Origin of the sequence: Bradyrhizobium sp. YR681, assembly GCF_000282615.1 — a bacterium.
Classification (GTDB): Bacteria; Pseudomonadota; Alphaproteobacteria; order Rhizobiales; family Xanthobacteraceae; genus Bradyrhizobium.
This window is the reverse complement of record NZ_AKIY01000206.1, coordinates 42,234-60,775: the sequence shown is the minus strand read 5'-3', so window position 1 is coordinate 60,775 and position 18,542 is coordinate 42,234. Positions and strand designations below refer to the sequence as shown.

The 18,542-nt window shown below is 64.9% G+C and carries 18 protein-coding genes; 9 read left to right on the top strand and 9 right to left on the bottom strand.

Annotation, left to right across the window (positions count from 1 at the left end):
• Positions 1–35 precede the first annotated feature (35 nt).
• Complete coding sequence (locus PMI42_RS20425) at positions 36–752, top strand: hypothetical protein (RefSeq protein ID WP_157195785.1); 717 nt, start codon at positions 36–38, stop codon at positions 750–752.
• Here the strand turns inward: PMI42_RS20425 and PMI42_RS20420 are convergent.
• Positions 730–3,555 carry a PAS domain S-box protein gene (locus tag PMI42_RS20420; protein ID WP_008137555.1) on the bottom strand — a complete coding sequence of 942 codons (2,826 nt, stop codon included), beginning with the start codon at positions 3,553–3,555 and terminating at the stop codon, positions 730–732. The two genes, PMI42_RS20425 and PMI42_RS20420, sit on opposite strands and share 23 nt — an antisense overlap.
• Positions 3,556–3,782: 227 nt before the next feature.
• On the opposite strand from PMI42_RS20420, the gene PMI42_RS20415 reads away from it, so the two are divergent.
• Entirely contained in the window at positions 3,783–4,169 is a 387-nt protein-coding gene (locus PMI42_RS20415; RefSeq protein WP_008137553.1) for a response regulator, read from the top strand.
• 79 nt (positions 4,170–4,248) lie between these two features.
• On the opposite strand, the gene PMI42_RS20410 is transcribed toward PMI42_RS20415, so the two are convergent.
• From PMI42_RS20410 to PMI42_RS20390, 5 genes are all read right to left on the bottom strand, one after another.
• Entirely contained in the window at positions 4,249–5,367 is a 1,119-nt protein-coding gene (locus tag PMI42_RS20410) for a branched-chain amino acid ABC transporter substrate-binding protein (protein ID WP_008137550.1), read from the bottom strand.
• 149 nt (positions 5,368–5,516) lie between these two features.
• The gene (locus PMI42_RS20405; protein ID WP_008137548.1) at positions 5,517–6,260 is read right to left on the bottom strand and encodes an ABC transporter ATP-binding protein; all 744 of its coding nucleotides are present in this window, start codon (positions 6,258–6,260) and stop codon (positions 5,517–5,519) included.
• Entirely contained in the window at positions 6,257–7,090 is an 834-nt protein-coding gene (locus PMI42_RS20400; RefSeq protein ID WP_008137546.1) for an ABC transporter ATP-binding protein, read from the bottom strand. Before PMI42_RS20400 ends, PMI42_RS20405 begins: the two co-directional genes overlap by 4 nt.
• A complete protein-coding gene (gene livM, locus PMI42_RS20395) occupies positions 7,087–8,412 on the bottom strand; it encodes a high-affinity branched-chain amino acid ABC transporter permease LivM (protein ID WP_008137544.1) in 1,326 nt (441 codons plus the stop codon). The genes PMI42_RS20400 and livM overlap by 4 nt, the downstream gene beginning before the upstream one ends.
• Before the next feature lie 9 nt (positions 8,413–8,421).
• On the bottom strand, positions 8,422–9,339 hold the full coding sequence (locus tag PMI42_RS20390; RefSeq protein ID WP_008137543.1) for an ABC transporter permease subunit: 918 nt from the start codon (positions 9,337–9,339) through the stop codon (positions 8,422–8,424).
• A gap of 291 nt (positions 9,340–9,630) precedes the next feature.
• Between PMI42_RS20390 and PMI42_RS40095 the strand changes: the two genes are divergently transcribed.
• Positions 9,631–9,792 (top strand): hypothetical protein, encoded by a 162-nt coding sequence (locus tag PMI42_RS40095; RefSeq protein WP_008137541.1) that lies wholly within the window; start codon positions 9,631–9,633, stop codon positions 9,790–9,792.
• A gap of 195 nt (positions 9,793–9,987) precedes the next feature.
• Positions 9,988–10,524: a hypothetical protein gene (locus tag PMI42_RS20385; RefSeq protein WP_008137539.1), complete on the top strand. Its 537-nt coding sequence runs from the start codon at positions 9,988–9,990 to the stop codon at positions 10,522–10,524.
• Here PMI42_RS20385 and PMI42_RS20380 read toward each other — a convergent pair.
• Positions 10,486–10,878, bottom strand: a complete 393-nt coding sequence (locus PMI42_RS20380; protein WP_008137537.1) for a carboxymuconolactone decarboxylase family protein — start codon at positions 10,876–10,878, stop codon at positions 10,486–10,488. The genes PMI42_RS20385 and PMI42_RS20380 overlap by 39 nt on opposite strands.
• A gap of 162 nt (positions 10,879–11,040) precedes the next feature.
• Between PMI42_RS20380 and PMI42_RS20375 the strand changes: the two genes are divergently transcribed.
• On the top strand, positions 11,041–13,182 hold the full coding sequence (locus PMI42_RS20375; RefSeq protein WP_008137535.1) for a DUF3422 family protein: 2,142 nt from the start codon (positions 11,041–11,043) through the stop codon (positions 13,180–13,182).
• Positions 13,183–13,188: 6 nt separating this feature from the next.
• On the opposite strand, the gene pcaD is transcribed toward PMI42_RS20375, so the two are convergent.
• Positions 13,189–13,971: a 3-oxoadipate enol-lactonase gene (gene pcaD, locus PMI42_RS20370; RefSeq protein ID WP_008137533.1), complete on the bottom strand. Its 783-nt coding sequence runs from the start codon at positions 13,969–13,971 to the stop codon at positions 13,189–13,191.
• 36 nt (positions 13,972–14,007) lie between these two features.
• The gene (locus tag PMI42_RS20365) at positions 14,008–15,363 is read right to left on the bottom strand and encodes a 3-carboxy-cis,cis-muconate cycloisomerase (protein WP_008137531.1); all 1,356 of its coding nucleotides are present in this window, start codon (positions 15,361–15,363) and stop codon (positions 14,008–14,010) included.
• Positions 15,364–15,533: 170 nt separating this feature from the next.
• Here PMI42_RS20365 and PMI42_RS20360 point away from each other — a divergent pair, with 170 nt between their 5' ends.
• The 4 genes from PMI42_RS20360 to PMI42_RS20345 all read left to right on the top strand — a co-directional run bounded on the left by PMI42_RS20360 (position 15,534) and on the right by PMI42_RS20345 (position 18,424).
• Positions 15,534–15,980 carry an SRPBCC family protein gene (locus tag PMI42_RS20360; protein ID WP_008137529.1) on the top strand — a complete coding sequence of 149 codons (447 nt, stop codon included), beginning with the start codon at positions 15,534–15,536 and terminating at the stop codon, positions 15,978–15,980.
• A 135-nt stretch (positions 15,981–16,115) separates the two neighbouring features.
• Positions 16,116–16,601, top strand: coding sequence for a (2Fe-2S)-binding protein (locus tag PMI42_RS20355; protein WP_008137528.1), 486 nt, complete (start codon positions 16,116–16,118; stop codon positions 16,599–16,601).
• A gap of 32 nt (positions 16,602–16,633) precedes the next feature.
• On the top strand, positions 16,634–17,440 hold the full coding sequence (locus PMI42_RS20350) for an FAD binding domain-containing protein (protein ID WP_008137527.1): 807 nt from the start codon (positions 16,634–16,636) through the stop codon (positions 17,438–17,440).
• Positions 17,441–17,500: 60 nt separating this feature from the next.
• Positions 17,501–18,424: an AAA family ATPase gene (locus PMI42_RS20345; protein WP_035966175.1), complete on the top strand. Its 924-nt coding sequence runs from the start codon at positions 17,501–17,503 to the stop codon at positions 18,422–18,424.
• Positions 18,425–18,542 lie beyond the last annotated feature (118 nt).

Here is an 18,542-nt window from a genome sequence, read left to right as displayed (position 1 = left end):
CCCGTCAACGGCGACGGCTGGACGGACAATCCGGCTTGACGCTGCGGCCGGGCTCGAACAATCTAAGGGTGTTGCGAGGCGACCGCGCCAGCCGTCGATGGGATGGAGTCTTCAGGATGCTGACTTGTCTGGTCGATGCACTTCGCTATTCGTTGCCCGCGATCAGCTTCGTCGCGCTGGTGATCGGGGGCATCGCCTACGTCACGAACCAGCCTTATCGCGACGAGATCGACCATGCGCTCAAAGGTCTCAAAGGTCTCAAAGGTGATGTGAAAGTTCCGGAGCGCATGCTGCCGTGGGGCTATGATGCCGGGCAGCTTCGGGAGGTGAAGGAGAAGCTCCGCAGCGAGCCAGCCGGTGATCGGCAGACGCTGCTCGATGTCTATGTCAGCCCGGTCCTGTACTGGAACGATATCGTGTTCGCGGTGGCGATCGCGGTTTTCTCGGCCTCGCTCTGGCTGTGGGCCCTGCTGCAGTTCGAGCCCGCAGGCCTTGTGAAGTGGCTCGTGATCTTCTTCGCTGCCTGCAGCGTGGTGTACGGCATTGCCGACGTGGCCGAGGATGTCATGCTTGCCCGGTTGTTCGGCCCGTACCCGGTCGCCGACCGCGAGGTGCGCCTTGCGAGTGCGTTGACACAGGCCAAGATGGGCAGCATGGCCTTTTCCGTCGCCGGTGGGCTCGCCTTCTCCGTGCTGAGCCTATTGACGCCGCACAAGACGTTCGAGCGGGTCAACTCGCCAGCGCCGTCCTGAGCATCTTGGCAAGCTCGGACTTGCGGTAGGGCTTGGGCAGCAGCAGCACGCCCGAGTCGAGCCGGCCGTGATGGACGATGGCGTTCTCGGTGTAGCCCGAGGTGAACAGCGTCTTCAGGTCCGGGCGGCGGCGGGCCGCTTCGTCGGCGAGCTGGCGGCCGTTCATGGCGCCCGGCATGATGACGTCGGTGAAGAGCAGGTCGATCTCCTTGTCGGCGTCGATGATGACGAGGGCTTCGGCCGCGTTGGCGGCTTCGAGCGCGGCATAGCCGAGGCTCTTGACCTGGGTCACAACATATTGCCGCACCAGTGCATCGTCCTCGACGATCAGGATCTTCTCGTCGCCGCCGGTGATGGGCGCGTTCTGGAGCGCCTCGAACTCGGTCTCCTGCACGCCCGTCGAGCGTGGCAGATAGATCTTCACGCTCGTGCCGTGGCCTTCCTCGCTGTAGATCTTGATGTGTCCGCCGGACTGCTTGACGAAGCCGAACACCATGCTGAGGCCGAGGCCGGTCCCCTTGCCGACCTCCTTGGTGGTGAAGAACGGATCGAACACACGGTCGATCAGAGACTGCGGAATGCCGGTGCCGGTGTCGCTGACCGCGATCATCACGTAATTGCCGGCGACGACGTCGGGGTTCATGCTGGCATAGCCGTCGTCGAGGAAGACGTTGCGGGTCTCAAGCACCAGGGTGCCGCCGTCGGGCATGGCGTCGCGCGCGTTCAGCGCGAGGTTGAGGATCGCGGTGGAGAGCTGGCCGGGATCGACCAGGGTCGGCCAGGCATCCTCTGTCAGCTGCGGCATGATGGTGATCTGCTCGCCCAGCGTCGGGTGCAGCAGCTTGGCCGCCTCGAGCGCCAGCGCGTTGACGTCGATCTCGCGCGGCTGTAGCGGCTGCTTGCGGGCGAAGGCGAGCAGATGCCTGGTCAGCTGCGCACCGCGCTCGGCGGCGTCGTCGATCAGCTTGGTGATCGCCGCGAGCTCGGGCCGGTCGGCGACCGCATCCGCCAGAATGCCGATCGTGCCGGTGATGACGGTCAGCACGTTGTTGAAGTCGTGGGCGACGCCGCCGGTCAACTGGCCGATCGAATCCATCTTCTGGACCTGCCGGAGCTGGGCTTCGGCGGCCTGCTTCTCGGTGAGGTCGCGGCCGATGAAGAAATGGCGCTTCACCGGCTCCGACCAGGTGCCCATCCAGTTCAGCGTGACTTCGTGACCGTCGTAGTGGTAGTAGCGCGCCTCGAAGCTGCGCTTGACCGCGCCGCGCCGGGCCGCGCGCATCTCGTTGCGCGTCTTCTCGAGATCATCGGGGTGGATGAACTCGATGGCGCTGTGCCCGACCATGTCGTCCGGGCTGAAGCCCAGGATGTCCTTCACGCTGGGGCTGACCTGGATGAAATTGCCGAAGCCGTCGGTGACCAGGATCAGGTCCTGCGAGGTCTCGAAGATGCGCTGGCGCTCCTCGATCTCCCGATTGAGAGCCATCTCCGCCCGCTTGCGCTCAGTCACGTCGCGAGCAACCTTGGACGCGCCGATGATCTTGCCGTCGGTCGATCGCAGCGGAAACTGGCTCAGCACGACGTCGATGGATTGGCCGTTCTTGTGCAGCCGGACGGTCTCCTGCTGGTCGATGATCTCGCCGTTGCGGGCGCGGGCCAGGTTCTCGGCGACGTCTTCGCGCTGATCGTCGGGCGTGATGATATCGATGGGACGGCCGACCGCCTCATCGGCGGAGTAGCCGAAGACGCGCTCGGCCGCATTGTTCCAGGTCGTGATGGTGCCATCGAGCGACTTGGTGATGATGGCGTCGTTGGAGGATTGCACGACGGCGGTGAACAGCCGCTCGCGCTCGACGTGATAGTCCCGCTCCGCGTCAGATCGGCGCTTCAATGCGTCGACCATGCCTGCGGTCCGCGCCTGGAGGCGGACATTCTCGATCAGCAGCACCGCGAGCACCAGGGTCGCCGCGCAGAGGCCGTAGAGGCGGCCAGCGTAGAAACCGAGATCGAAGCGGGCGACGTTGACGATGGCCGAGAGCGCGATGTCGAACAGCCAGGCGCACATCACCACCATGAGCCAGACGTCGATCACCGAATGCGGCCTGCGGAACCAGAGCGAGACCAGCGCGGCGAAGCTCAGCGACCACACGAAGGAGACGACGCCGATCATGGTCGGCGAGTAGTGGCCGTCGCGCAGCAGCACCGGAAGCAGATCGTGCTGGGCGGTAACGATCCAGGCGAACAGGGCCATGACGGCGACGACGCCGAACACGCTGGCGTAGATCGCCTTGGCCGTCGTGCCGCGGATCCTGGCGCCGCCGTCGGCTTCCTTCAGCCAGGCATAACCCAGCACGAACATCGGGAAGCCGGTGTGCCAGATCATGTAGAGCCAGACCGTGGTCTGGCTGCCGGCGCCGAAAAGCCCGGTCGGCGTGAAGAGCCCGGGGAAGGTGAGGGCATGAACCACCGCCGCCGCTGCGGTGAACAGATAGCCGGTTGCGAGCCACAGCAGTGCGCGGGTCCGCAGGACCGCAAATTGAGACAGCAGCAGCACCGCAGTGACGATGTCGCTCACGGCAAGGGCCGCTTGGTAGCTGGCGACGAAGGCGGGGACCGGGAGGAGCGGGATACCTGCGAACGGGACGGCGACCGCGAACAGAAGCGAGGAAAGGCCGACGATGGCCAATGCTGCAGTGCGGTCGGTCGCGGTGGCCGGCAGGGTCGAAAGGAACGTGCTTCGGTCGCTCGTTGCGGGCACGTCCACCTCTCGCAGTCCGGTCTTCGCCATCTTCGCCGACTTCATCCGGGCCTCCGGCCTCGCTCCATGGCAGCGGGCTCCGGGGCTCGCATCCTGAACCGTTGCAGTCGCGACTCAACCGAAGGTTACAGCTTACTTAATTTAGGTGGGAACGCGGAATAGGGATCAGGTAAGATGCGCTTTACTGGACGGTGCCATAATGCTCCTCCGCCGTAATGGGTTCCAGGTTTGAATCATCCGATTTCGATGTCAATATCCGGGAGTTGTTCCCAATGCCCCGCGTTCTCATCATCGACGACCAGAAGGACGTCCGCGCGATGGTCGCGATCGTGCTTCGGGTCAATCATTTCGAGGTCGCGGAGGCCGAAAGCGGCGCCACCGGACTGAAGGCCTTCGAGGAAGGCTCGTTTGACGCGGCGATCGTCGATATTTTCCTTGGCGACACCAGCGGTGTCGATGTCATCGCGAGCCTGCGCGAGCGCGCGCCAAAGCTCCCGATCATAGCGGTGTCCGGCATGACGGCGCTGGATTTCATGGAGCAATCACCTCACCTCGCCAACGTCGTCTGCCTGCAAAAGCCGTTTCGACCGAACGACCTGCTGCAAGCGCTGCGGAAGGCCCAGGCCGCGGCGGCCGGCGAGCTGCCCGCAGCCGTCTGACCTAGTCCAAGAAGAAACGCCCCGGGCAAGGCCGGGGCGTGGTGACGGTTGGATGGGGACCTGACGCCCTGCAAGCGTGCTAGGTGCCGTTGCCCTTGATCTCGGCGTAGCCGCCCTTGGCGTCCCACTTGTAGACGACGTAGTCGAGCTGCTTGATGTCGCCCTTGGCGTCGTACTCGATCGGGCCGATCACGGTGTCCCACTTGCCGGCCTTGATCGCCGCCATCACCTTCTTGGCGTCGGTGGTGCCGGCCTTCTTGGCCGCCTGCGACCAGACCTGCATCGCCGCGTAGGTGTAGAGCGTGTAGCCTTCGGGGTCGATGTTCTTGGCCTTGAAGGCGTCGACGATCTTCTTGGCGGTCGGCTTGTTGCGCGGGTCGGGGCCGAAGGTGAACAGCGTGCCTTCGCCGGCGGGGCCGGTGATGGAGGCGTACTCCTTGTCGGCGAGCGCGTCGCCGGCCATCAGGATCGTCTTGAGGCCCTGATCGCGCATCTGACGCAGGATCAGGCCGCTCTCCTGATGATAGCCGCCGACATAGACGAGGTCGATGTTGTCGCGCTTCAGGCGCGAGACGATCGCGTTGAAGTCCTTGTCGCCCTTGTTATAGGACTCGTACATCTTCTCGGTGATGCCGGCCTTGTTGAGCGCCTTCTTGGTCTCGTCCGCAAGACCCTTGCCGTAGGTGGTCTTGTCGTTGAGGATCGCGATGTTCTTGCCCTTGAAGTTCTTGGCGATGTACTGCGCCGCGACCAGGCCCTGCTGATCGTCACGGCCGCAGACGCGCGCCACGTTCCACAGTCCGCTGTCGGTGAACTTCGGATTGGTGGAGGCGGGGGTGATCTGGAGCACGTTGCCGTCGGCATAGGCTTCAGAGGCCGGGATCGACGACGACGAGCAATAGTGCCCGGCGACGAACGGCATCTTCGCGCTGGCGATCTTCTCGGCGACCGAGCGCGCCTGCTTCGGATCGCAGGCATCGTCCTCGACGGAGAGCGCGAGCTTCTTGCCGTTGACGCCGCCGGCTGCGTTGATGTCAGCCACGGCCATCTCGGCGCCGTTCTTCATCTGGCGGCCGAAGGCGGACTCGCCGCCGGTCATCGGACCTGCGACTGCGACGGTGACATCCTGCGCGAATGCCGCGCTTGAGAGCGCGAGCGATGCGCCGAATGCCAGACCGATGAGCTTCAGTGATTTCATGAGATACCTCGCGGGTGGTCGCCTGTGGACGTTGCCGGGCATGCCCGGTTCAAACCGGCGCCATTCTTGAATGAATTTCTGGAGAAGTCACCGGCAAAATACGGGCATAGCCGTAGATATCTCGCGCATTCCGCCGCACTTCCGCCCGGTCAGCCGTGCCGGCCGCCTTCCAGATAGGCGGCGCGAATCTCGGGGCGCTGCAACAGCTCGGCGCCGGTGCCCGCCAGTGTGATCAGGCCGTTGACCATGACATAGCCGCGATGGGCGAGCTTGAGCGCGTGGTTGGCGTTCTGCTCGACGATCAGCACGGTCAGGCCGTCCTGCCGGTTCAGGGTGCGGATCGCGTCGAAAATCTGGCGTGCGATCAGCGGTGCGAGCCCAAGCGAGGGCTCGTCGAGCAGCAGCAGGCGGGGGCGGCTCATCAGGGCGCGCCCGATCGCCAGCATCTGCTGCTCGCCGCCGGACAGGGTTCCGCCGCGCTGGGCGTAGCGCTCCTTCAGCCGCGGAAACAGCGAGAACACGCGCTCCAGCGTCGCCTCGCGTTCCGCATCGGTGCAGTCGGTGGCGTCGGCCCCCATCTGGAGGTTTTCCGCCACGCTCATGCGCGGGAAGATGCGCCGTCCCTCAGGCGATTGCGCGATGCGCAAATGCGCGATCTCGTGGGTCGGGACGTCGGTAATGTCGCGGCCTTCGTACAGGATCTGGCCGGCGCGGGCGCGCGGCTTGCCGAAGATCGTCATCATCAGCGTCGACTTGCCGGCGCCGTTGGCGCCGATCAGCGCCACGATCTCGCCGGCATTGATCTCGACATCGACGCCCTTCAACGCCTCGATCTTGCCGTAGGCGGCGCGAAGGCTGCGGATCGCGAGCAGGGGAGTGGGCGCGGATGTCACGACCCGCTCTCCATCACGGCCACGGCCTCGTCCTCGTCGGTGCCGAGATAGGCGGCGATCACCTTGGGATCGTCGCGGACCGCGCGTGGCGAGCCTTCGGCGATCTTCACGCCATGGTCCATCACCACGATGTGGTCGGAGATTTCCATCACCACCGACATGTCGTGCTCGATCAGGAGGATCGAGGTGCCGAGCTCGTTGCGGATCGAGAGCAGCAGCTCGCTCAGCGCGGCGCTCTCGCGCGCGTTGAGGCCGGCGGCCGGCTCGTCCAGGCACAGCAGCGCGGGCTCGGTGCACATCGCGCGCGCAATTTCGAGCCGGCGCTGGTCGCCATAGGCGAAATTGCCGGCGGCGTCGTCGGCGCGGTCGAGCAGATTGACCCGCCTGAGCCAGTCGGTGGCAAGATCGATCGCGCGCTTCTCGGCATCGCGATAGCCGGGCGCGCCGATCAGGCCGAGGAAGGTGAGGCCGGAGGCGCGCATCAAGGCGTTGTGCTGCGCCACCATCAGATTCTCCAGCGCGGTCATGCCGGGAAACAGGCGGATGTTCTGGAAGGTGCGGGCGACCTTGGCCTGCTTGGCGATGCGGAAATCGTTCAGCCGCTCCAGCGCGATTGTCCGGCCGTCGTCGTGGGTGAGGCGAATGCTGCCGCCGCTCGGCTTGTAGAAGCCGGTGATGCAGTTGAACACGGTGGTCTTGCCGGCGCCGTTCGGCCCGATCAGCGCGGTGATCCTCTTTCGCTCGGCCGCAAACGACAGGTCCTGCACGGCAACGATGCCGCCGAAGCGCATGGTCAGCCGGTCAACGCTGAGAATCGTCTCGCCGCTCATCCGTGCCCTTCCTTGACGAGGTCGGAGGAGATCGCCTGCGCCTTGGTCAGGTACACGGTCGGCGCGCGATGACCGATCAGGCCGCGCGGCCGCCAGATCATGATCAGCACCATGGCCATGCCGAACACCAGCATGCGGTAGGTCTCCAGGCTGCGGAACAGCTCGAAGCCGCCGATCATGGCGAGCGCGGCCAGCGCCACGCCGAGCTGCGAGCCCATGCCGCCGAGCACGACGATGGCGAGCACCAGCGCCGATTCCTGGAAGGTGAAGGATTCCGGGCTGATGAAGCCTTGGCGCGTGGCGAAGAACGCGCCGGCGAAGCCGCCGAACATCGCGCCGGTCGCGAACGCCGTGAGCTTCGTGGTCGTGGTGTTGATGCCGAGCGCGCGGCAGGCGACCTCGTCCTCGCGCAAGGCCTCCCAGGCCCGCCCGATCGGCAGGCGGCGCAGGCGGATCGTCACCCAATTGGTGAGCAGCGCCAGCGCCAGGATCAGATAGAACAGGAAGACGATGCGATGGGTGGTCGAATATTCGATGTGGAGCAAGGCGGCGAGCCCGTCGTCGCTGTTGTCGAGTGGGATACCGAAGAATGAGGGGCGCGGAATGCCGGAGACACCGTTGGGCCCGCCGGTCAGTTCCTGCCAGTTGATGATGACGAGGCGGATGATCTCGCCAAAGGCGAGCGTCACGATGGCGAGATAGTCGCCGCGCAGGCGCAGCACGGGGAAGCCCAGCAGCACGCCCCAGAATGCGGCGAGGATGCCGGCGAGCGGCAGGCAGACCCAGAACGACCAGCCGAAATTGGTGGCAAGCAGCGCGTAGGAATAGGCGCCCACTGCGTAAAACGCGACATAGCCGAGGTCGAGCAGGCCCGCGAGTCCGACCACGACGTTGAGGCCCCAGCCCAGCATGACATAGGTGAGCACGAGGATCGCAAGGTCGAGGATGTAGCGCTGGTCGTAGAAGATGACAGGCACCAGCAGCGTGAAGACCAGGAGTGCCGGCGCGAGATAGCGGCCGACGAGGGACATGCCGGTTTGCACCGCGGGCGGAATGAGTTTCTCAGTACCGGCCGGGCCGATCCATTGCCGCAGCAGCTCGATCACGATCGAGCCGCCGAACACGGCGGCGACGAGGGCTGCGACCTCGCCAAACCGCGTCCAATAGGTGAGCTGACCGTCGGAACCGGCCTCGGTGCGGATGCCGACCATCAGCGAGAACAGCACCAGAGCGATCAGGGCGTTGACGAAGGCTGTCTTCAGAAGGGCGGGGATGCCGGCGGTGCGGCTTGCGGAGGCGGTCTCTGGCGAAATGACTGTCACGCGCGGCCGTCAGACTTTTTCGACTTCGGGACGGCCGAGCAGGCCGGTCGGCATGAAGATCAGAACCACGATCAGGATCGAGAACGCCGCGACGTCCTTGTACTCGACCGAGAAATAGGCCGACCAGAACGTCTCGATCAGGCCGATCGCGAGGCCGCCGAGCATCGCACCCGGCAGCGATCCGATGCCGCCGAGCACGGCCGCGGTGAACGCCTTGATGCCGGCGACGAAGCCCATGAAGAAATCGACCAGGCCGTAATAGAGCAGGTACATCAGCCCCGCGACCGCGGCGAGCGCGGCGCCGATCACGAAGGTCATGGAGATGGTGCGGTCGACGTCGACGCCGAGCAGCGCCGCCATGGTCTGGTCCTGCTCGCAGGCGCGCATGTCGCGACCAAGCCTTGTGCGCGACACCAGCCATGTGAAGATCGCGAGCAGCACGATGGTGGTGATGACGACGATGATCTGGATGTTGGAGAGCTGGATCACGAAGCCATCGGCGCTCTCGTGCAGGGTATAGCCGCCGGTGATGACGGGCGGGATCGGCTTGACGCGTGCGCCCTGCGCCACCTGCGAGTAGTTGGTGAGCACGAAGGACATGCCGATCGCCGACAGCATCGGGGCGAGTCGGAAGGAATGGCGCAGCGGCCGGTAGGCGATGCGCTCGATGGTCCAGCCATAGAGCGCGGTGATCGCCATCGAGACCAGCAGCACCACGAGCAGGATCACCGGGATTGCGGTCAGGCCGGTCGAGATCAGGAGCAGGAAGGTGATCAGGGCGATGAAGCCGCCGATCATGAAGACGTCGCCATGGGCGAAGTTGATCATGCCGACGATGCCGTAGACCATCGTGTAGCCGATCGCGATCAGGCCGTAGATCGAGCCCAGGACGAGACCGTTGATGAGCTGCTGGGCGAAATAATCCATGCGCTGCCGTTACCAAACCTGACGCGGGCTCAAAGGGAGCTCTTGAGAGAGAGTTTCTGTGAGTTTCTTGGCGGGCCCCGGCAGCCCCAAGCGTTCTTCCTGTTTTGTAACAGGAGGGAACTGGCGGCCGCAACTGGCCCTGCCTCGTTAGAAGGTCTTGTACAGAGGTCATTTCGGTTACGGATGTCATCCCGGGGTTCCGCAGGCGCGAGGAACCGGGTTCCGCCTAGCAACCAAATGAGTCCCTGGCGGTTATCTCACCTCTGACGTCCAACAAGGGAGTTTCCCGAAATGACGAAGCAGCAGAACCAGAATCCGGGCCAGCAGGGCCAGAACCCCGGTCAGCAGCAGGGTGGCGGCCAGAAACCCGGACAGCAGCAGCAGGATCCGCAGCGCCAGGGCGACAGGCCCGGCCAGCAGCAGGGCGGCCAGCCCCGTCAGGACAACAAGTAGATTTCGACCCAGGATTTGGGAGCCAAGGAGTGAGGAAGGCCCCGCCGCAAGGCGGGGCTTTTTTCGTTGCGCTGCGCGGTCCACAGGGCAATTAAGGTAAACAAAGGGTTTAAATTGCCGCCACAGTCCGATGCGAGTTAGCTCCGCGCAAAGCCTTCCCGGTGAAGGCGCGCGGCAGACGAAGCGGGAAGCGGCATGTTCAGGAATTGGCGGATCGGCTCGGTCAACGGCGCGTTGCTGGCGGCCTATTTCATTCCGGCCTGGACCCTTGTCGCCTTCAACATCATGGTGGCGCCGGTGCACGGGCTCTACGAGCGGCCAAGCGTCGCCGTCGCGCTGTTCCTCAGCGACCATCTCCAGATGGCCGGGATGGACACGGTGCGTGCCGCCTGGTTGCTGGCGCTGGGACGGCTGACCGTCGTGGCGTTCTTTGCGATCTATCTTGCGCTGCTGTGCATCCCCCGAAGCCGCAAGAGCGGCGGCAGTGACGAGGCGCTCGGCATCGCGCTGGCGATCGGCAGCGTGATCTCGTTTGCGAGCATGGTGATGGCTTCGAAGGTCGGCGAGATGGCCGCCCTCCGCCTGCACGCCACCGAGCTGCTGCTCCTGCTCGGTGCCGCCATCGTGGTGGTGATCGAGAAGCCCGCGGCAGCGCCCAAAATCATTCAGAACACCGTCGAGGCAACTCCGCCGCTAGCCTTTGATGAGGCCGAGCTCCTGCACAATGGCTGAGGCTTCCTTGACGGCGTGGTTCGCCGCCGGCACGCCGCAATAGATCGCCTGCTGGAGCAGGATTTCCTTGATGTCGTCGGGCGTGAAGCCGCCCTCGGCCAGCGCCGCGCGCACATGCAGGCGAAATTCGTCCCATTGCCCGAGCGCGACCATGGTGCCGATCACCAGAACCCGCCGCGTGCGCTCGTCGAAATGCGGGCGCGTCCAGATCTCGCCCCAGGCATAACGCGTGATCATGTCCTGGAAATCGGTGTTGAAGGCGTTGCGGTTCGCGATCGACTTGTCGACCCAGGCATTGCCCAGCACTTTTCGGCGCACGTTCATGCCGGCATCGCGGCGCTTCTGGTCGTCCATGGGCATCCTCTGGTCAAAATGACGTCTGCGCCAATCTAGCGTACCCCCGCCGCGGCCGACAGGCCGTCGAGGCAAGGCTCACATCTTTCGGCGCCGTTCTATCTGCGGTAGTGTCGGCCATTGCACGCGCCTGAGGCCTTCGTTGCGAGGGAGTGAATTGCCATGGTCGAGACCGTCCCCGGCTATACTGCCATGTTCAACACGGCCGACGATTATCACGAGCTGAACGCGGGCGCACACCGCAAGCCGCCCAAGGTGCTGAGCGCGCCTTCGCTGGTGTGGCATCTGGCCTTCTGGACCAATTTCCAGGAGCTCGGCCGCGGTCAGAGGCCGCCAGTCAATCCGGAATGGGCGCCAAACAAGCGGCCGGACGAGATCAGCGCGGCCCTCGACAGTTTCATCCGGGAGCTCTGGGTCAGGCTGGAAGCGAAGCTCGGCACCACGGTCGACGTCACGCCCCGGATTGGCGGCGTCAACCTGCTGTTCGGCAGCGCCTACTGGACGCCACAGGGCGATGACGTCAAGAAACAGCTCACGCGGCGCCAGAACGACATCTTTGCGAGCACCAACCGCGTCGTCAGCCTGCAATTCGTCTGGCAAGTGCTCGACGTCACGATCCGCTTCGAGATCCAGGCCGAGTATTTCACGATGTCGGTCTTCGTCGAGCTCGACCGGCCGCGCACCAGAACGCCGAGCGGCATCGCCGGGCTGAACGTGACGATGGACCGGATCACCGCCTATCTCGACCCGGACCGGGACCGCTCCGCCGGGAGCGACTCCGCGACTCCGCCGTCACAAGAGGTGATCGATCAGCTCGCCAAGGATATCAACCGCTATTCATTCCACGAGTTCTGGCGCGTCTTTGACGAGCAGGTGCTATCGCTGGGCGGTCAGTTCCGGAACGATGCAATCTTTCAGCGTGTCTGCGCGGATTTTCGCGGCCTGATCGCCTCCGAACGGGCCGTGACTTTCCAGGACGATCGCTTCTTCAAGTTCAACGGACCGCCGAGCTGGGGCGCCGAGGCCAAGCAGATGCTGCTGCCTCTGATCCAGCATCGCATCCGCACCGACCACACGCGTTACGAATGCGCCGCCAACTACATGCTCGACGGACGTGCGCTCTATCTGAGCACGCTTGGTCCGCAATTGCCCGAGATTCCGGACGGCGAGCGCGTTCCAGTCGAGTTCATCGTCTATGCCCATCAGAGGGTTGATGACAGGACCGTGGTCAACAAATGGCAACTCGGCCGTCTCGTCAGCCAGATCCTCCAGCTCGGCACGTTCCGGCTATGTGCGCTCAAGGACGTCAAGTGGCTGCACAACGCCGGCCTCGAGTTGGCCGATCTGGAGGAGGCAACGCAGAGGGCACGTCGCGCGATTGCGCAGACGGAGGCCTACGGCACGCGCCCCGGCGAAAGCGTGCCGGGAACCGCCAACCAGCGTAATCGCATCGCCATGGCCGAGATTGCCAAGGCGCATGCGCAGCTCAATGAGATCACCGGCAAGTTTCTGGAGCAGACCGGCAGCGGTCCACTCTACCGGATCGAACGATCCCGCTACTACGTGCGGCAGTTCGAGGACAATGTGAAGCTTCTGCGTATCCTGCGCCTCGAGGGCGACCAGCCCTATGACCAGTTCATCCGGCGCCGGCTGGGACCGGAGTTCGATTTCATCGACCGGCTGGGCGTCCGTTACGAGCGCGCGATGTCGAGCATCGTCAGCCTCGACCAGAACTACCTCTCGATCACGCAGAACTCGCTGGTCGAGCGCGCCACCAAGATCGACGAGGAGACAAAGACGATCCAGTCGGAGATCGGAGGCATCCAGCGTTGGGGCGAGTTCATCCTGCTCGCCGCCCTGGTGCCCTATTACGTCTCCCATATGCTCTTCCTGATCATGGGAGAGGAATGGCCGTTCAAATCGCGGGCCGCCACCGGTGTCTGGCTGCTCAGCGTCGCGTTCGCGATCTACCGCGCTTTCAATCAGACCTTCGACCGCCGCAGGCTGATCTTGATCCTGCTGCCATTCGCGTTGGCCGAACTGGTGTTGATCGGCGTGACGCTGATCGCGCCGCCCCAACCCGGACATCACCGGGCGGAGCCAGGGATGGACGACGGCGTGCGGACCCGGCCCTCGCACGAATCGGCTCCGACGAAGTCCGAAGTGCCGACGGCCCCGGATGAGCCGCGGACGCCTCAACGGCCATCACTACAGTCTGCAGATCCGTCGCCCCCTGAGCCCGCACGGCCTCCGTCCGAGCCGCAGGCGACACCGCAGCCGCAGCCGTCCGCCGAGCCGCGCTAGGCGGTCTCAGCGCTGCGTCAGGAAGCCCACCACCGCGTCCGTGAACGCGTGCGGCTGCTCGATGTTGGAGATGTGGGCGGCGTCGATGATGGTCATGCTGGCGCCGGGAATGTTCGAGCGGATCAGCTCGCCCGCCGAGATCGGCGTCGCCATGTCGTGGCGGCCGGCGATCACCAATGTCGGGCTCTTGATCTTCGGCAGCAGTGCACGCTGGTCGAGCGTCGACAGCGCCTCGCAGCAGGCGAGATAACCCTCGACCGGGGTCGCAAGCAGCATGGACTTCATCCTTGCGGTGATGTCAGGCTCGCGCTCGCGGAAATCCTGCGTCAGCCAGCCGCCGATCACGCCATCCGCCACCGCCGCGATGCCGCCCTTCTTCACGGCGTCGATGCGCTCGAGCCATTTGGTCGGCTCGGCATAGTAGCAGGAGGTGTTGGCGAGGATGAGCTTGCCGAAGCGTTCAGGCGCATTGGCGCCCAGCCATTGACCGACCATGCCGCCCATCGACAGGCCGCACCAATGCACCTTCTCGATGTTGAGGTCGTCGAGGATCGCCAGCACGTCGCGGCCGAAACGTTCCATCGTGTAGGGGGCGGGCGGTACGTTGGACTTGCCGTGGCCGCGGCGGTCGTAGCGGATGACGCGGAAGACCTGCGTCAGCGCCTTCATCTGCGGTTCCCACATCTGAAGCGTGCAGCCGAGCGAGTTGGAGAGCATCAGGGTCGGCCCGCCGTCCCGGCCCTCGACGGAGACGTTGATCAGGCAGCCGTCGGCATCGATCATGGGCATGATGGCGTCTCCGTTTTGTTTCCGCTCAAGGCTGCTCTATTCGCGGTCGAGGCCGTCGAGCAGCCGGTCGATCAGGGCCTGGGAAGCCCCTTGATAGGCCATCGGCTCGAACAATGCCGCAATTTTCTCCGGTGGAAGATGCGCCGTGACCTGCGAATCGGCTGCGAGAATTTCGCGCAGATGCTTTTTCTCGGCAACCGCACGCTTGCTCGCGGCCTCGACCAGATGATGCGCATCGCTCTTGCCGATCTTGTCGGCGAGCGCAAAGGTGACGGCCTCGGCCATGATCAGCCCGTGCGTGGCATCGAGATTGCTGCGCATGCGCGCGGCATCGACGTCGAGACCCTCGGCGATATCGACGATGGCCGCGAGTGCACCGGAGGTGACCAGCATCAATTGCGGCAGCGTCGGCCATTCCGCGTGCCAGGGCCCGGCACTGCGCTCATGGTCCTGCACCTGGGCCGCGAAGATCGTCGCGGCGAGTTGCGGGGCCATGGTCGCACAGCCCAGCGCGCTTGCCGCTGCAACCGGGTTGCGCTTGTGGGGCATGGTCGAGGAGCCGCCGCGGCCTTCGCCGGCGGGCTCGAACGCTTCGCCGACATCGGTCTGCATCAGCAGCGAGACGTCGCGCGCGATCTTGCCGCAGCTTCCGGCGAGAATCGCGAACGCCGATGCCGCTTCGGCGATGCGGTCGCGATGGGTGTGCCAGGGCGCGTCCGGCAGCGGCAGGTTGAGCTCCTGCGCCAATCGCTCGGCGACGATGAGCCCCTTGTCGCCGAGGGCCGCAAGCGTTCCTACCGCGCCGCCGAATTGCAGCGCCAGCCCTTCGCGGGAGAGCCGCCGCAGGCGGCAGCGGGCGCGGGCGAGGCTCGAGGCGTATTCCGCGGCCTTCAGGCCGAACGGCATCGGCAGGGCGTGCTGGAGCCAGGTCCGTGCCACCATCGCGGTGTTGCGATGGTTGCGGGCCAGTGCGGCAAAACCCCTGATGGCGCGGCTGAGGTCGGCGTCCAGCGCGTCGATGCCGGCGCGAAGGCTGAGCATGGTCGCGGTGTCGATGACGTCCTGGCTGGTCGCGCCCCAGTGCACGTAGCGCGCTGCCTCCGCATCGGCCCTGCCGACATTGGCGGTCAGCGCCTTGACCAGGGGGATCGCGAGATTGCCGGATCGCGTCGCGGCCTCGGCGAGGGCTGCCATGTCGAAGGCATCAGCCTTGCAGGCGGCTTCGATCGGACCCGCCGCAGATGCGGGAATCACACCGGTCGCGCCCTCGGCCCGCGCCAGGGCTGCCTCGAAATCGAGCATGTTCTGGAGCGTGGACCGGTCGTCGCAGACGGCGCGCATGGCCGCGCTCGACAGCATCGGCGCGAGCAGGGGGGAGAGGGCTGTGCTCATGTTGCGCGCGACCTAATCACCATGCCCCGGCTCTGCCAATCCCAAACCGCTCCCGCAAGCCTTTTGCAGTTGCGAATATGCATTGCACGTGACCCGGGCCTGCCCTTTCCTTTGCGGCTCCCGTGCGTTACTTGAGCATCCCCACCTTTTAGGATCCCCGGAGGCAGCCCATGGCCATGACAATGAACGGCGAAGTCCAGCTTGCGGCGCCGCGCGAGGCCGTGTGGGAGAAGCTCAATGATCCCGCGGTGCTGAAGGCCTGCATCCCCGGCTGCGAGGAGCTGGAGCGGACCGAAGACGGCGGCTTCCGTGCAACGGCGAAAATGAAGGTCGGGCCGGTGTCGGCGCGCTTCAAGGGCAAGGTCACGCTGAGCGATCTCGACCCGCCGAACGGCTACAAGATATCAGGCGAAGGCGAGGGCGGGGTCGCCGGCTTTGCCAAGGGCGGTGCCGTGGTCAAGCTCGCGGAGAAGGACGGCGGCACGCTGCTCTCCTACGAGGTCGAGGCGCAGATCGGCGGCAAGTTGGCGCAGCTCGGACAGCGCCTGATCAACGGTACCGCCAAGAAGCTTGCGGACGAGTTTTTCGCGAATTTCGCGAAAGCGGTACAGGGCTGAAACCTATCGTCTTTCGGCATGGCGCCTTGCGCCTTGGGTGATGTTGCCCCGGGGCTTAATGGCCCATATGATGGGTTGGAATAATTATAAGAACCGCTTCGACGGGACCCGTCGGGGCGCTGATAGAGAGTGCTTATGGCAAAAATCTCCCTCATCGTGAACGGCAATCCTGTGACGGCCAACGTCGACCCCCGCACGCTTCTGGTGCAGTTCTTGCGCGAGAATCTGCGGCTGACCGGCACCCATGTCGGCTGCGATACCTCGCAGTGCGGCGCCTGCGTCGTGCATCTCGACGGCAAGGCCGTGAAGTCCTGCACCACGCTGGCCGTGATGGCCGATGGCCATGAGGTCAAGACGATCGAGGGGCTGGCCGCCGACGGCGCGCCGCTGCACCCGATGCAGGAGGCCTTCCGCGAGCATCATGGCCTGCAGTGCGGCTTCTGCACGCCCGGCATGATCATGACCGCGATCGATATCGTTCACCGCAAGGGCAACGAGCTCGACGACCATACGATCCGGGAGGAGCTGGAAGGCAATCTCTGCCGTTGCACCGGCTACCAGAACATCGTCGCCTCGATCTCCGCCGGCGCCAAGGCGATGGCGAAATCCGATCTCGCCTAACCGCGCGCGCATTCTGCGATCAGGACATTCAGATGTACGAATTCAAATACCATCGCCCCGGGACCGTGCGGCAGGCCGCCAACCTCCTGGTGAAGAACGAAGACGCCAAGCTCGTCGCCGGCGGCCACACGCTGATTCCCGTCATGAAGCAGCGCCTCGCCAGCCCCCCGCATCTGGTCGACCTCTCCCATATCGAGGGGCTCAACACGATCGAGATGAAGGGCCGCGCGCTCGTGATCGGCGCCACCGCCAAGCATGCCGAGGTCGCAAGCTCCGCGATCGTCGGTGAGGCGATCCCGGCACTGGCGAATCTCGCCAGCCAGATCGGGGATCCCGCGGTCCGTCACAAGGGCACGATCGGCGGCTCGCTCGCCAACAACGATCCGACCGCGGACTATCCGGCCGCGGCGCTCGCGCTCGGTGCCACCATCGTCACCAACAAGCGTCGCCTCAAGGCCGAGGAATTTTTCCAGGGCCTGTTCACGACCGCACTCGAAGCCGACGAGATCATCACCAAGGTGATGTTCCCACTGCCGAAGAAGGCGGCCTATATCAAGTTCCGCAACCAGGCCTCGCGTTACGCGCTGGTCGGCGTGTTCGTGGCGCGGCGCCCGTCGGACGTGCGGGTCGCCGTCACCGGTGCCGGCTCCGAGGGCGTGTTCCGCGTCACCGCGTTCGAGGAAGCGCTGAAGAAGCGTTTCTCCTCGAAGGTGCTCGAGGGCATCGAGGTGCCGGCGGACGGCCTCAACAGCGATATCCATGGCAGCGCCGAATACCGCGCGCATCTCATCGGCGTGCTGACCCGGCGGGCCCTCGACGCCGCCAACGCCAAGGAGTGAGTGATCCTTACTCCTCGGCCAAATCTGTCCCGGTGAGGACGTAGCGAGACTGGCTTTTTCATGACTTCAGCGGCCACTTCTTCCGGTGCTTTGCCGGCATCGGTCGATGCGATGCTCGAACTTTTGACCTCGCGCGGCTATCTCGCCGAGCGGTCGCTTGCGACGGTGACCTATCTGTCGCTGCGCATGGGCAGGCCGCTGTTTCTGGAAGGCGAGGCTGGCGTTGGCAAGACCGAGATCGCAAAGGTGCTGTCGGCGGCGCTGGGGCGGAAGCTGATCCGCCTGCAGTGCTACGAGGGCCTCGATGTTTCCTCAGCCGTCTACGAGTGGAACAGCGCCGCGCAGATGATTGCGATCCGGATGGCGGAAGCCGCCGGCGACACCGACCGTGACCAGCTCTCGAGCGATATCTTCGCCGACCGTTACATGATCAAGCGGCCGCTGCTCCAGGCGCTGGAGCCTGACGTTGCCGGCCCGCCCGTGCTGCTGATCGACGAGCTCGACCGCGCCGACGAGGCGTTCGAGGCCTATCTCCTCGAAATTCTCAGCGACTTCCAGGTGACCATCCCCGAGTTCGGCACCGTCAAGGCGCCGAAGCCGCCGATCGTCATCATCACCTCGAATCGCACCCGCGAGATCCACGACGCGCTGAAGCGACGCTGCCTCTATCACTGGGTCGATTATCCCGCCGCCGAGCGCGAGCTTGCCATCGTCAAGACGCGCGTGCCCGGCATCTCCGCAAAGCTGTCGCAGCAGGTGGTGCGCTTCGTGCAGGCGCTGCGTAACCAGGATTTCTACAAGTCGCCTGGTGTCGCCGAGACAATCGATTGGGCCACCGCACTGTCCGAGCTCGACGCCCGCTCGCTGACCCCGCAAGTGGTCGGCGACACGCTGGGCGCGCTGCTCAAGTACCAGGACGACATCACCCGGATGCAGGGCGACACCCTGCAGAAGGTGCTGAAGGAAGCGACGAGCGAGAATTGATCTCGCGCGACAACTGAGCTCGTCATTCCGGGCGACGCGCAAGCGTCGAGCCCGGAATCCATAACCAAGATCGGGAGTATGGATTACGGGCTCGCGACTTCGTCGCGCCCGGGAATCA